The sequence below is a fragment of the Terrabacter sp. Root85 genome, assembly GCF_001429185.1.
In the GTDB taxonomy this organism is placed as follows: Bacteria; Actinomycetota; Actinomycetes; order Actinomycetales; family Dermatophilaceae; genus Terrabacter.
Genome location: NZ_LMIW01000008.1, coordinates 1,117,253 through 1,129,909 on the forward strand (window position 1 = coordinate 1,117,253; position 12,657 = coordinate 1,129,909).

The window sequence follows — 12,657 nt, forward strand, 5'->3', positions numbered from 1 at the left end:
AGTCTTGCAGACGCTCGCTCATCGGCATTATGTGGGTGATCGGTGTCAAGAGGCTTCGGTGGTGTCGAGGCCGGTGATGAGGTTGTCGTAGATCTCGGCGCGTCGGGTTTGGCCTTTGGCGCAGGCGTCGGCGCGTTGGGCCAGCAGGGTGGGTCGGAACTCGATGGTGGTCTGAAAGAACGTGCAGGACTCGCAGATGTTCTCGTACTGGCAGTCCATGGTCTTGGGGCGGACGCAGTAGCCATTGCCGAGCATGCGGTGGTGTTCGCGGTTGAGCCGGGCCATGTTCGGGCCGAGGTCCTCGGCGGGCAGCTGGGCTGGTTGGGCGTAGAGGGCTTCGACTTTCTCGGCGACGGTGAAGTACTCCTCGGCGACGGTGCGGTTGGCGATCTTGGCGTACACGAGGGTCATGTCCAGGGACTTGTGGCCGAGCATCGCGGCGATGGCTTCGATGGACATGCCGCGGTTGATGGCCTGGGTGGCCAGGGTGTGCCGAAGCTGGTGGGGGTGGATGTGGCCGAGCCCTGCCGTGGAGCCGGCTCGGTTGATGAACCGGGTGACGGTGTGCCGGTCGAGCGCTTTGCCGTTCTCCCTGGGCAGCAGCAGCGGGTGGCCGGTGGGGACGTGCGCGGTGCGGTAGGCGTTCACGAGCTCGACGATGCGCGGGTGCAGTGGCAGGTAGCGGTCTTCGTGGAGCTTGCCGACGGGGACGTGGAGCCAGTGGGTGTCACCGATCAGGACGACGGCGTCGGCTGCGAGGGCGGTGTACTCCCCGACGCGTAGGCCGGTGCGTAGGAGGAACTCGACGGTGACCCCGACGAGCATCCGCCGGTCGGCTTGCGCGGCGCGGAGCAGCTTGGCCGCGGTCGGGTCGTCGAGGGCTTTGGGTAGGGCGTGGTGTTGGCGGGGGACGTCGCCGAGGAACATCGGCACCCGGGGCGGGGCGTCGTCCCAGCCCCATTCGTCGATCCGGGTGAAGAACACCCGCAGCGTGCCGAGTCGGTGGGCGATGGTGGCCGGGGTGACGCGGGCCTTGTTCTGTCCTGGTCGGGCCGCGAGCCAGGGTTTGAAGCCCTCGATGTGCGGCCGGTCGATGTCCCGAACTCGTTGTAGGGCTGGGTGTTCCGCGGCGAGGTAGGTGGTGAAGGAACGCAGCGCGAGGTCCGCGCCGGTGACGCTGCCCGGGCGTAGGACGCAGGCGACCTGGGCCAGGTAGGCGCGCATCGTGGCCACCACGTGCGGGTGGGTCGCCTCGAGCTGCTCCCAGGTCGGCAGCAGCAGCGGGCCGCTCACCGCAGCCTCCTGAAGCCCGGGACCGGGGCCTGGTCCGGACGATCTTGCCGGTCACGAAGATGCGGTGGCACGGGCGGGACGGTCGGCGCACCTGGTGTAGGGGACGTGCCGGCGAAGACCTGGGCGTCGATGACCTCCGCGGCGCGGCGGTACTGGGAGGCGAGCCAGTCATCCGCCAGGTGCAGATAGATCCTCGTCGACTCGATCGAGGCGTGCCCGGCCTGGGCCTGGACGGCCTCCAACGGCATCCCGGCCTCCCGCAACCGGGTCAGGCAGGTGTGCCGCAGCTCATGACACGACGCATGCGCCAACCCCGCCCTCGCGCGGGCGCCGTCGAGGACCTCGTCCAGGCCGTACGCGCTCAACGGCCGGCCCCGCCGGGGACGCTTCAACACCAGGAACACCGCGTCGGTGTCGGCGTCCGCGGGGCGCTCCTGTTCCAGGTAGGCGGCCAGGTGCTCGAAGAAACGGGACGAGATCGGCACGAACCGTTGGTGGCCGCCCTTGCCCTCAGCGATGAACAGCCACCGCTCCGCGGCGCGGACATCCTCCAGCCGCAGCCCCAGGACCTCGCAGCGCCGCAACCCGCCGAGGAGCATCGCGGCGACCATGGCCCGGTCCCGGTGCGTACGCAACGCCGCGGTGAGGGCATCGACCTCGGTCGGGGTCAGGATCCGCGGCAGCGTCCGTCCCGGCGCCCGCACCAACGGCACGCCTTGGGTTGGGCGGTGCCGTTCGCGGCGGGTCGGCAGCCCGCGCGGGACCGGGCTCGCGGGCACGTCGCCTCGGGCAGTCAGGAACGCGTACAGCCCTGCGATCGTGGACAGTCGGCGACGCACGGTACGCAGCGACACCCCGACCGTGTCACCGTCGGCCGCAGCGAGCAGGGGGTCCGGAAGGTGCGCGGAGCCGCTGCGCTGGGCCGTGATGAACCCCAGCACGTCCGTCGCCGTCACTGCCTCGGTCGGCTTGGCCACCACCCGGAAGAACACCGTCAGGTCGAACCGCGCCGCCAGCACCGAGTTCGGCCTGCAGCGCCCGGACAAGAACTCCACATACGCATCGAGCAGCGGATCACCGAACGGCTCGTGTCGTGGCTCAGTGGACGGGATCAGACACGGCGCGACCTGCGGCATACGGGGCCTCCTCGAGGAGAACGGACACCCCAACGTAGGAGCGCCGGCGACCCCGAAGGATCACCCACATATCAAGCAGATCCGGTAGATCATGAACGCCTGAGGTAAGAGCGGGCGGGACTCATCCAGTCGACCTTGAGAGCTCCATGCGCGAGTTGGTGTCAAACAGCGTTAGCTCGTCGTCCGTCGCCACGTGCCGAACTACGAATGCCCTCTGGCCAACACGCCAGAGCCCTTCGCCGCGTTGGAGATCCGGGAGTTGGGCGCGCTCCGCCGATGACAGACCGAGCTCGAGTGCCGTTTGGGGTGCTTCGCTGACCTCCTGCTGGTAGACGATCTTCGTTGAGCAGTCGCCGAGCAGACCTCGAGCGAGGGCACGTGACTCCGAGCCAGCGTTGCCCACGGCGTCAAGGTCCGACAGCCGGTGCACGATGAGAAGGTTCGCGATGCCCAGGCCGCGCGACAGCTTCCATTGGGACTGCATGCGGGCGAGCAGGGCCGGCTGGCGCATGAGCCGCCAGGCCTCGTCGTAGATGACCCATCGCTGCCCTCCGTCGGGTGTGGACAGCGCCGACTCCATCCATGCCGAGGCGCACGTCATCACCATCGCGATGAGCTGATCGGAGCCCTGAATCTGCGAAAGGTCCAACGAGACCATCGGCAGAGTCGGGTCGAAGGTGAGGGTTGAGGGTCCGTCGAACAGGCCGCTGAGGTCACCGGCGACCAAACGCCGCATGGCATGGGCAAGGTCGCGCCCGTCGCGTGCGAGCTCAGCGGCGGTTGAGCCAGGAAGTGCAGACTGTGGCTCCAAGAGCAGATCGACGACCATCGGCAACGTCGGTTCGACCGCCGCCGCAGCTGCGCCGGCCAGCGCAACGTCGAGGGCGGTGTGCTCCACGGACACCAGAGGCCGCCCGAGTGCCGACTGGGCCAGTGACCCGACCAGGGCGCGTCGCCGGTTGGCGACCAGTAGGTGCCACTGGGAGTCAGGGAGCGCCGGGTCGCGAGGCCCGGGGTCCAGCGGGTTCAGACGGTTGCTTGACCCGCCTCCGAGCTGGATAGCGGCGCCACCGACCGCCTTGGCGACGACGGACCATTCACCCTTCGGGTCGCCCGGCACGTAGACCCGCCGCCCGAAGGCGATCGACCGAGTCGCCAACGACTTGGCGAGGCATGACTTTCCCTTCCCGACGACCCCGGCGAGCAAGCAGTTCGGATTCGTGATGATGCCTTGGCGATAGAGCACCCAGGGGTCGAAGCAGAAGCCACCTCCCGACCAGGCGTCCTGACCGACGTAGACGCCTTCGCTCCCAAGACCAGCCTCCGCAAGGAAGGGGTAGGCGCCAGCGACCACGTCGGAGGTGGCGCGGTGTCCCGGCAGCCGAAGCCGGCGATAGGACCGTCCAGCCTCAGGGCCGCTCTCTCCCTCGACAGGAAGGAATCGCTGCGAGTCTTCGTCACCATTGCGTCTGCTAGGTGCCTCGTCACCCGAGCGAGCAGCCGGTGGCTTCTCATGCCGACCACGTCGACGCTTGGTGCCCTGTGGCGCATAGAAGGTTCCTGACGCTCCTGCTGACGACATCAGCTCACCTTTCGCGCGAGCGGAAGTGAAGCCGAGACGAAGGCTCGGGCCTGCTGCCCGTAGAGCCGTCGCGTCTCGCACCCGCACTGGATGGCGGCGCGCGAGATCTCCGCGACTGATGCTTCGAGCTCATCCCGCGACGGCGCAGTGATGGAAATGAGGCCGGTGAACTTGACGTCCGCGTGGCCGCTGATGAGCGCCCGTTCGCGTTCGAGGACGTCGTCGCGTTCGGCACTGTCCGAGAGGTCGGCGATGGCGCCGATCTTGGCCTTCTGCGCCGCCTCGGTGGCGTACTCGACCTTGGCCTTCCGGATGTCACGCATCGCGGCATCCGCGGGGATCGGCTGGATCGTCATCGAGAGTGTCTTGCGGATGCCGGGCTGGAAGACCAGCGAGTGCAGGAAGTACGGCGGCGCACCGACCCGCGGCCACTCGCAGATCCAGAGCACGGCGGAGTATGCCGTGTCGTGGCGGACGTGGTCCCACTCTTCGTCCATGGCCACCGGACCAGCACTCGCCAGCGTCTGAGTGCCGGCGTCACCCGTCTCGTGCCCGGGCTCGAACGATTCACGCAGAGTCGCCGCGAGCTCGCTCTCGTTGAGCCATGTGGCAAGCGACAGGTCGGCGGCGCGGAGCGCCGCCTCGAGGGACGTCATCTCCTGTCGTAGGAACGCGGCGGCCCCGCGGAGTCCACGTCCCGCCTGCTTGATGTGTGCCCGGGCGCTGCGGAGGTCGAGCGAGAGCGCGAGAACCGTGCGGTGGGTCGATGCTGCCGGCGCCGCTGTTTTCATGAGCGACTCGTACTGGTGCACGGCCCATTGGCCCGGCTGCTTGACACCGTTGACCTCCCACCAGCCGGTGATGCCGCGACCCGCGTCCGGTAGCGACACCTCGAGCACCTGCAGCCGGCAGCCGGTCCCGGACGCGGCCAGGTTGGCCAGCGCTCGACCCCATCCGTGAACGCGTCTCGCCTGCTCGTCGCTGGACAGGAGCACGTATGCCGGGTGACGCACGAGAGCCACCGCGGTGAGCGTGTGCCCGTGTGGGTCGTGCAGCATCGCGGCGCCGGACTCCTCGTCGATGAGGAAGCGAAGCGCGGCTGCGTCGCCGGGGAGGGCGAGCGTGCCGCCGGGTCGCGGCGCCGATGGGCGCGCGCGGAACTTGGTCTGACCGTTGAGCTTCCGCACCGCGTAGTGCCCCGCCGTGGGGAGCGACTCGACGGCGGGTCGGCCGTGCCAGCGGACAAAGGCGAGGGCGATGAGTCCACCCCAGAGCGGTGCCGTCAGCCCCGCGCCGGTCGAGCTGCCCAGGAAGATCGCGGGGACGAAGACGAGCGCGGAGATGCTCAGGCAGAGAATGCGTGACGAAGAGAGCCCGAGGAGCAGGCCCCGCCGGGGGAGGCGTCCGAATCGGACGGTCATCGGGGTGGTGGTCGTGGCGTCGGTCATGTCAGCTCCTCGAGCCGTGGGTGAGTGGCTGCTTCAGGGGCGACTCCTGGATGGCGGCGCTCGGGCCACCGCCGGGGGAAGAGACCCCGGGTGGGTTGGTAGCGACGTCGCCGGCCTTCATGGCTATGGCCTTGCCTCCGAGGGCGACCCCGGCGACTGCGGCAGCTGGGGCAGCCAGCGAGGCGGCGGCTGCGGCGCCTCCCGCGCTGGCTGCTCCAGCCGGTCCTGTGGCACCGGCCGCAAGTCCGGATCCCGGGCCCGGCGGCGGGCCCGCGGGTCCCGGGGGAGCGGGGCGCGGGGGAGGCGGCGGCATACCGCCACCGCTCTTGCCGCCGCGGCTGTGTCCGGACGATCCAACGGAGGCGAGTGCGCGGCCCTGTGCCTGGATCGCGCTGACCTTCTGGGGTGCGCTGACCAGGGTCTGCGCGCCGACCGAGGCCTGCCGCGCCGTGGCGTGCGCAGAGTGAAGGGTGTCGCCGGCGAAGTGGAACATGCGGATCGCCACCCAGGGAGCCAGCCCGCCCAGCAGCAGGATCAAGGAACCGCCGGCGAGCTGGGTGACGGTCTGACCCACGCCAGTGCCGGACTGCCCGGCGCCGTTGAGGACGGCGACGCCGATGCTCAGGATGATGACGAGGAGCAGCTTGGAGACGATCATGGCCGCGACGAACTCGATCCAGCGACGCACCCAGGCGCGTGTGAAGTCGGCCGTCGCCCCGGCAAAAGCCAAAGGGGCCAGCACGGCGGCCACGATGAGCATCAGCTTGCGGATCATCATGGCCGCCCAGACGACGACTGCCGCGAAGATGATGACGATCGCCAGAAGGATCACGACGGCAGGGTTCTGCATCTGGGCGAGCCCGACGAAGGACAGCTTGCCACCGAGGGCGCCCATCTGCGTGTCCATCGTGAAGCGGACGACTCCGTCGCTGAGGGCGTCGACGGCTCCGAGGACGACGCGCGTCGTCGCCAAGGCGAGCGCGGACCCCACGAAACTGATGAGGAGGCCGCTCAGGGCGCGGCCCAAAGTCACCGGATGCCCCCGGAGGGCAGCGGTGGTGACCTGGATGATGAAGAGGCCGAGACATAGAGTGGCCGCGATCGCGCCGGTGATCGCCATCTCCCGCGCGAGAGCCGGCGAGGCCAGATCCAGCGTGGTCGCCTCGCCGATCTGCTGCCACAGCCAGGTGGTGGCGTTCTGAGCTGCGAGCCCGAAGTAGCCGGCGATGTTGCTGAAGGCCCCGTCGACGACGTTGGACGCGGCCCCCGCGGTTCCCGCTGCCGCTTGGGCGACGAGACACATCGGGTTGGCCGCCATGATGCCGTCGCAGCTCATGACGCGCTCACCGCCAGGGACGAATAGGTGACCGCAGTGACGAAACCCCACGACGCGCGCGTCGGTGGCCCTTGAATGTTGAGCGTCATGGCTACGGAGGACGTCGACGTCACGGCCTTCCCCTCCTTTCGGTAGTGGAGGGTGACGGCGGCGGCGACCTCACGTCCGGTGATGCCCGGGTCGCTGATTCTCCCGCTCGAGACGGCGGTGCTCCACGCCATCGGCTCTGTCACCCCTTCGATGCGGACGGTGGTGTAGGCGTCCTGCAGTCCGAGGGCGGTCCACTCGTTCTGTCCGAGGACAGCAGGCGGCTGGCTTACAGCGTCGGTCACGGAGTAGACGGCGAGATGGTCGCGCAGCTCCTTCGGCACCAGCCCGATGACGAGCGGCTCGGAGGTCTGGGCGGCTTCTGACTGCACCCAGGCGAGGTGCTCGGCTCGCGACGTCCGGTAGTCCTGGGTCAGGAGACGGCGGACGAACTCAGCGGCGTACAGGTCGGGCTGTTGAGAGAAGTCGCCGGTAATGCGCCGCCCCGGCGGCCCGGGTGCGACTCGTGCCGCGGCTCGAAGGCGCTCGATCTCAGTCGTCACTGGATCCTTGGTCGGCTCGGACGACTGAGTGGTCGTCGAGTGTGGCGTCGGCGTGACGCCCGGTGTTGGCGAGCCCGAAACCGGGGGTGCGCCGCCGACGGGCGCATCGGAGTGAGACAGCGCGACGACTCCAGCCAGAACGAGCAGGCCGACGACGCTCGCAGCGGCCAAGTAGGGGCGCAGAGCTCTCCAGCCCATGTCACTGGACCGCGGAGCCCGCAGCGCTGAAGAAGGTCACGAGTGTGTTCGCCGCGCCGATGAGCATCGCTGCCCCCGCGGAGACGAGGACGCCGGTCTTGCCGCGACCGGCCACGTGGGGGTTGGAGGAGTGGGAACCGATGGCCCATGCGATCGCCGAGATGGCAATGCCGGCCACGGCCGCGATCAGGCCGAAGGTCAGCAGGGCGCCGACGATCTTCTCAATCGCGGCGATGCCAGGCAGTCCGTTCTGGTTGGGCGGGACGTCGACGGAGGGGATGATCCAGGTCCTCATGGTGGTGCCTTTCGCAGCTTGTGCAGACCGGTTCCGCACATGGCAGCGATAGAGGACCGGTCGGGGCACTATTGGTCGAAGCGCCGCAGATGAGGCCCAGGTTGCGACGTCAGGAGATGTGCCGAAGCCCTGAAACGCCCTGCGAGACAAAGGACTTGTAGGAGACAACCCGCACGACGTCGCCAGTTCGAGGAGCATTCACGACGAGTCCACGGCCGATGTACATGCCGACGTGGCCAGGGGAGGCGAGCGTCCCGGAGGACCCCGGGATCATCACTAGGTCGCCCGGGGCCAGCGCGCCCGAGGTCGTGGCCGTGCCGTTGCGCAACTGCTGGCTGACGACGCGTCCGATGGAGATGCCGGCTCGGCGCCACGCCTGTTGAGTGAGCCCAGAGCAGTCGAAGGCCCCAGGTCCGTTGCCACCCCACAGGTATGGCTTCCCGAGCTGGGCGAGCGCAAAGGCCACTGCCGTACGCCCCTCGGGAGATGTCGTGGCCGGCAACCCGAAACCTGCCGGGAGCCCGTGAGTGCCGGATCCGCCCGGCGCGAGGGCGTCTGATGGAGCGCCTCCGCAGTCGAGGCTTGCAGTGTCACGCTCGATGAAGGCCAGGACGGCTGATGCGCGGGCGGTCTGTCGTTGGTAGTTGCCACCCACAATGCTCGAGCCACCGTTCGCCGCGCTGGGGCGCCCAGTGAACGCTGACCGCTGGACCATTTGGGCGGCATACCAAGGCGTCATCGACTGCCAGCCATCGAGCCGGAGGAGGGCGTCGACGAAGAGGTGGGTCGACTCGGCCGCGTCCATCCGTTCGGCCGCACTGCCCCACCCCGGACGCTGCTGGAACAGGCCCAAGGAGTCGTGGTCGAAGCCGACGCCCTCGCTCGGGAACGCCGAGCCCGTCGGGTCATTCGGGTTGGAGAGGACGCGCAGGTCCGATTCGGCCAGAGCAACCGTGAGGGCGATGAAGGCACCGGCCCTGCCCGCCCGTTGTTCGGCTGCCGCAACGATCGTGCGGGCGTTCTGCGCTTGGGCCGGCGAGAGTCCGTGGACGGAGCCGCTCGACACGCACGCGGGAGGGCGGGATGGGAGCGCGCCACTCTGCGTGGCGGCGATCGTCACAACACCCAGGCCACCGAGCACTGCGACTCCGCCCGCGGCAACGACGGCGGCTGCATGGGTGAGCGGCATGGTGCGCGAACCGCGGGGTCGGGGCACTACCGGCATGTCGTGCGCCGATGGTGCCCCATGACGGCAAGTTCTCCTCGCCAAGGAGGTATGCCGTATGAACGGACTGAGATCACGGCCACGTCCCGCTCGCCTCAGGTCCGACGACTCGGCGGACGCTCGACAGCTTGCGCTGGAGCTCGCCGGGCTGACGCCGCTGCGGATTGTCGATGTCATGTCGCTGGGGCTCGTCCTCGAGCCCGGCGAACGCGCGCTGCGCCAGGTGCCGCTCGAGGTGCGACACGCTGACCGGACCCGCTGGACGGGGGAGTCGCGGGGTGTCAGCTTGCTGACTGACCGCCGCCTTCTGGTCAACCTCGAGACGGGACACTCGATCTCGTTCTGGTGGGGAACTTTGGTTGGGTTCCGGCCATGCGTTGAAGGCGGCTACGCGGTGCTCGACTATGGCGACGGGATCCCTCGACTACTGTCGAGTCGCGCCCTGGCGTCGATCGCGGTCGCCGGCGTCGCTGTGCTCTACGGCAACGCCGGACTCGTCGAACACCCGGCGCTCGCCCTGCTGCGAGGCACCGCGTGATGGCGCAGAGTCTGCACCTGACGGCGCGCGTACTGACGCTGTCCACCGGTGAGGTCCTGCGACGCGGCATACAGCCGGAGCAGTCCGGGCCACCCCGAGGGGGAGCCGGCGAGGAGCCGGTGGACGGCGCGCCGCTGCGCGGCGGTGAAGCCGAGCTGCTCGAGCATCCGCTTGGTGCATGCGCGAGAGTTCCCTCCGGCCCGCTTGGTCGTGATCGTGGTCAACGGGTCTGCAGCGCCACGTCGTCTGGCTTCCTCGATCCTGGAGATGAACAGGTCGAAGACGGGGGTGAGATTGATGTCGGCGAGCTCCTCGGCCGTGAGGTGGAGCTGAGCTGCCGTCCAGTCGTTGAAGGTGGTCTGCATGATGGTCACGCCACTTCCGACATCTCGAGGTCGGCGAAGACAACCGGCTCTCCCGGGCTCACGTGGGTCATGCCGTGAAGCGCGTCGGCCTGCGCTGCGCGTGCGGATCCGAGCGCGCCGCGGGTGGCAACACCCCGCAGCATGATGAAGAGCTCGCGAGGCGCCATCGCTCTCGCCTGGGCCTCGTGGGCGACGAGCCACTCCATAGCCGCAATGAGCTCGTCGGTGGAGTGCTCGGGCGTCACCCACACCGGGGACGTCGACCCCATCGGCACGATGTGACATGTGCTGCGGGTGCAGACCACCTCTTGAATCGTGAGCCACAGATCATCTCTTCCATCAGACACCTGGGCCAACGGCCCGCACTGGCGCAGGCTCTCAGCGAGCTGCTCGGCCTTGACGTCGCGAGTGGTCATCCCCTGCTCCTTCGTGAGATCAGCGGGGCCCCTGCAGCAGCCCGCTCCTTACCATTTGTCCCGCTTGTCGCCACTCGGCGCTCGCCCGGTCTCACGCAGTTGTGGACAAGTCTCAGAAGGCGACACGTTGTCCACATGGGCGACGCGGACGAGTTGCGGCCCGGCGAGATCGACGCACAATGCGCGCGCCGAGGGGTGTGGATCACCCGGACGTCGGCCGTGTTCGGGCCCGCTTGCCGTGATGACTTCATGCGATCCAGTCAGCCAGCGCCGGAGCCATCGCCCCATGACCCGCTGATGCACTCGCGATGCACTCAGGTGAACAGCCGAGCCCCGCGACGCTCGGGAGGTAGCTCATGACGTCAGTCGTGGTGCCGACCTGGCAGCCTGCCGACGCGGTCTGTCTCCAGCAGGCCCTGAGGCTGACGAACGAAGCCTTTGCCGAGACTCTGGGCTCAGCCGCTCGCACGGTCGCGAAGTGGCACGCGAACCCAGCCATGAAGCTCACGACGGAGATGCAGGCCGCGCTGGACACGCTCCTCAGCCGCGCCACCGAGGATGCGCGCGAACGCTTCGCCCAGCTTCGCTTAACTGGGGCCACCGACTCATCGCAGGTGGCTGAGTCCGTGGTTGCACTGCAGGGCGCGACGCACCTCCACTCGGCTCTGCAGTTCCTCGACGAGCTGCGAGGGTCCAGCCCTGGCACATCGCTTGCAGCAGTTGCTAATCGGGCGGCCGCGTTGACTCGTGACGAGCCGACCTGTCATGTCGACAGGCGGGTGGTAAGTGATCGGCTGTTGGACTTCTACAGCACCGAGAGTGGGCTCGAGGGAGCGGTGCACATTCGGTCCAGCGAGGGAGACATGACGACGACTCTGGTCACCCCGTACGGGGGCCTGGCCGCTCGGAAGAGCAGAGTGCCGTCTTTCGGATTCGCTCGCCGTGCATCGGCTCCACCGCTACTCGCTACACCAGCCCTGCTCGCGGCCGCCGAAACGCGGATGGCGGGTTGTCTGTTGGGTGGCACGCGCTTTTCGGATCAACCGACCTACCGTCTCGTGGACCTAAAAAACGAGCCGGACGGCATACGAGCGCAGTTCACCATGACCACGTTCGCGCGCTACGCACTCACGTGGGATCTGCTCGAGGCGGAGGTCCTCACGGCCCTCGCTGCCGGCTCGTCACTGCTTCCACTCCGAGAGCAGCTGTTGCCCACCGCACGAGCGGTGCTCACCCCGAGCGCCCGAGAGTGTGTCGGGGGAGCGCTCGCACTGTCGGCCTTCGCTCGTCCGGCATCGGGCAACCGGCTGGCTGACTACGTCCTGCTCATCCAGCAGCGCAGCGCCAGGGTTCTCAACGGAGCTGGACGCATCGCCGTGATCCCCAAGTGCTTCCACCAGCCGACCAACGAGGCGACTGCTGAGGTGGACGTGCGACTCACTCTCCATCGGGAGACAGAGGAGGAGCTGTTCGGGCGGGTGGAGACGGACAACAGCCTCGGGCCGTCATCGGTGGCCGACCTCCTGCACCCGAGCCGCATGACGCCGGCAATGCGTTGGCTGACGGAGTCCTCGGCTCTCGACGTGCACCTCAACGGCTTCGCGTACAACCTCGTGGCTGGGAGCTTCGAGTTCCCCGCCCTGCTCGCCGTGCACGACGAGACCTTCTGGCAGCGCTTTGGTGGTGACGTCGAAGCGAACTGGGAGGCCTCTGGGCTGCTGCGCTACTCGAGCGCCGACGCTGACGGACTCGCTGCGCTGCTGCATGACCCGCAATGGACGGATGAGGGGCTTGTCGCATGTGCCCTAGGTTTGAAGCGGCTCGCCCAGCTCAACCCGGAGCGAGTCAGACTGCCGGCCTTCCAGATTGGAGTCTCGTGAGCATCGCTACTGGCAACGCGTTCGATGACGGCCCCGCGCACCGTGGGTGGCTCGTCGGGAACTTCATCGCGCCTCCCGACAGCGTGGCGAACACGACCGACGTGGAGATCAAGTGGGGCACGCATGCCGCGGGGGAGGAGCGCGCCGACTGGACCACGGGTGAGACCCGCACCTCGATGATGTTCCTGATCTCCGGGCGTTTCGTTCAACGGCTCCCGGACCGTGAAGTTGAGTTAAGTCGGCAAGGCGACTACGTGATTTGGGGTCCAGGGGTCCTCCACGCTTGGCGGGCCGTTGAGGACTCGGTCATGCTCACGGTTCGCTGGCCATCTATGGATTGACCCATAGGCCGGCT

General features: G+C 68.4%; 13 protein-coding genes. 3 read left to right on the top strand and 10 right to left on the bottom strand.

Annotated features, from left to right (window positions below; translation table 11 throughout):
* Window positions 1-45: 45 nt before the first annotated feature.
* The 8 genes from ASE25_RS11635 to ASE25_RS11670 form a co-directional block, all read right to left on the bottom strand.
* The gene (locus tag ASE25_RS11635; RefSeq protein ID WP_056825472.1) at window positions 46-1,293 is read right to left on the bottom strand and encodes a tyrosine-type recombinase/integrase; all 1,248 of its coding nucleotides are present in this window, start codon (window positions 1,291-1,293) and stop codon (window positions 46-48) included.
* Window positions 1,290-2,429, bottom strand: a complete 1,140-nt coding sequence (locus ASE25_RS11640; protein ID WP_082622829.1) for a tyrosine-type recombinase/integrase — start codon at window positions 2,427-2,429, stop codon at window positions 1,290-1,292. The genes ASE25_RS11635 and ASE25_RS11640 overlap by 4 nt, the downstream gene beginning before the upstream one ends.
* Window positions 2,430-2,550: 121 nt before the next feature.
* Entirely contained in the window at window positions 2,551-4,011 is a 1,461-nt protein-coding gene (locus ASE25_RS11645; RefSeq protein WP_235508642.1) for an ATP-binding protein, read from the bottom strand.
* Window positions 4,011-5,459, bottom strand: a complete 1,449-nt coding sequence (locus ASE25_RS11650; RefSeq protein WP_056825476.1) for an SCO6880 family protein — start codon at window positions 5,457-5,459, stop codon at window positions 4,011-4,013. The genes ASE25_RS11645 and ASE25_RS11650 overlap by 1 nt, the downstream gene beginning before the upstream one ends.
* A 1-nt stretch (window position 5,460) precedes the next feature.
* The gene (locus tag ASE25_RS22780) at window positions 5,461-6,795 is read right to left on the bottom strand and encodes a type IV secretion system protein (protein ID WP_056825478.1); all 1,335 of its coding nucleotides are present in this window, start codon (window positions 6,793-6,795) and stop codon (window positions 5,461-5,463) included.
* Window positions 6,792-7,385: a hypothetical protein gene (locus ASE25_RS11660; protein WP_056825483.1), complete on the bottom strand. Its 594-nt coding sequence runs from the start codon at window positions 7,383-7,385 to the stop codon at window positions 6,792-6,794. The genes ASE25_RS22780 and ASE25_RS11660 overlap by 4 nt, the downstream gene beginning before the upstream one ends.
* Before the next feature lie 199 nt (window positions 7,386-7,584).
* Entirely contained in the window at window positions 7,585-7,878 is a 294-nt protein-coding gene (locus ASE25_RS11665) for a DUF6112 family protein (RefSeq protein WP_056825485.1), read from the bottom strand.
* 109 nt (window positions 7,879-7,987) lie between these two features.
* Window positions 7,988-8,944, bottom strand: coding sequence for a C40 family peptidase (locus ASE25_RS11670; RefSeq protein WP_235508643.1), 957 nt, complete (start codon window positions 8,942-8,944; stop codon window positions 7,988-7,990).
* 217 nt (window positions 8,945-9,161) lie between these two features.
* Here ASE25_RS11670 and ASE25_RS22785 point away from each other — a divergent pair, with 217 nt between their 5' ends.
* Entirely contained in the window at window positions 9,162-9,641 is a 480-nt protein-coding gene (locus tag ASE25_RS22785) for a hypothetical protein (RefSeq protein WP_157623398.1), read from the top strand.
* On the opposite strand, the gene ASE25_RS11675 is transcribed toward ASE25_RS22785, so the two are convergent.
* Window positions 9,581-10,006, bottom strand: coding sequence for a hypothetical protein (locus ASE25_RS11675; protein ID WP_235508644.1), 426 nt, complete (start codon window positions 10,004-10,006; stop codon window positions 9,581-9,583). The genes ASE25_RS22785 and ASE25_RS11675 overlap by 61 nt on opposite strands.
* Before the next feature lie 5 nt (window positions 10,007-10,011).
* Entirely contained in the window at window positions 10,012-10,422 is a 411-nt protein-coding gene (locus ASE25_RS11680) for a hypothetical protein (protein ID WP_056825494.1), read from the bottom strand.
* Between the two features lie 356 nt (window positions 10,423-10,778).
* Here ASE25_RS11680 and ASE25_RS11685 point away from each other — a divergent pair, with 356 nt between their 5' ends.
* Together ASE25_RS11685 and ASE25_RS11690 are read left to right on the top strand one after the other, a co-directional pair.
* The gene (locus tag ASE25_RS11685; RefSeq protein ID WP_157623399.1) at window positions 10,779-12,302 is read left to right on the top strand and encodes a transcriptional regulator; all 1,524 of its coding nucleotides are present in this window, start codon (window positions 10,779-10,781) and stop codon (window positions 12,300-12,302) included.
* A complete protein-coding gene (locus tag ASE25_RS11690; protein WP_056825497.1) occupies window positions 12,299-12,643 on the top strand; it encodes a hypothetical protein in 345 nt (114 codons plus the stop codon). Before ASE25_RS11685 ends, ASE25_RS11690 begins: the two co-directional genes overlap by 4 nt.
* Window positions 12,644-12,657 lie beyond the last annotated feature (14 nt).

Coding starts and splice junctions, on each gene's coding strand:
- ASE25_RS11645 (WP_235508642.1), bottom strand. CDS start 4,011: ATGTCGTCAGCAGGAGCGTCAGGAACCTTCTATGCGCCACAGGGCACC.
- ASE25_RS22785 (WP_157623398.1), top strand. CDS start 9,162: ATGAACGGACTGAGATCACGGCCACGTCCCGCTCGCCTCAGGTCCGAC.
- ASE25_RS11665 (WP_056825485.1), bottom strand. CDS start 7,878: ATGAGGACCTGGATCATCCCCTCCGTCGACGTCCCGCCCAACCAGAAC.
- ASE25_RS11685 (WP_157623399.1), top strand. CDS start 10,779: ATGACGTCAGTCGTGGTGCCGACCTGGCAGCCTGCCGACGCGGTCTGT.
- ASE25_RS22780 (WP_056825478.1), bottom strand. CDS start 6,795: ATGAGCTGCGACGGCATCATGGCGGCCAACCCGATGTGTCTCGTCGCC.
- ASE25_RS11640 (WP_082622829.1), bottom strand. CDS start 2,429: ATGCCGCAGGTCGCGCCGTGTCTGATCCCGTCCACTGAGCCACGACAC.
- ASE25_RS11680 (WP_056825494.1), bottom strand. CDS start 10,422: ATGACCACTCGCGACGTCAAGGCCGAGCAGCTCGCTGAGAGCCTGCGC.
- ASE25_RS11650 (WP_056825476.1), bottom strand. CDS start 5,459: ATGACCGACGCCACGACCACCACCCCGATGACCGTCCGATTCGGACGC.
- ASE25_RS11675 (WP_235508644.1), bottom strand. CDS start 10,006: ATGCAGACCACCTTCAACGACTGGACGGCAGCTCAGCTCCACCTCACG.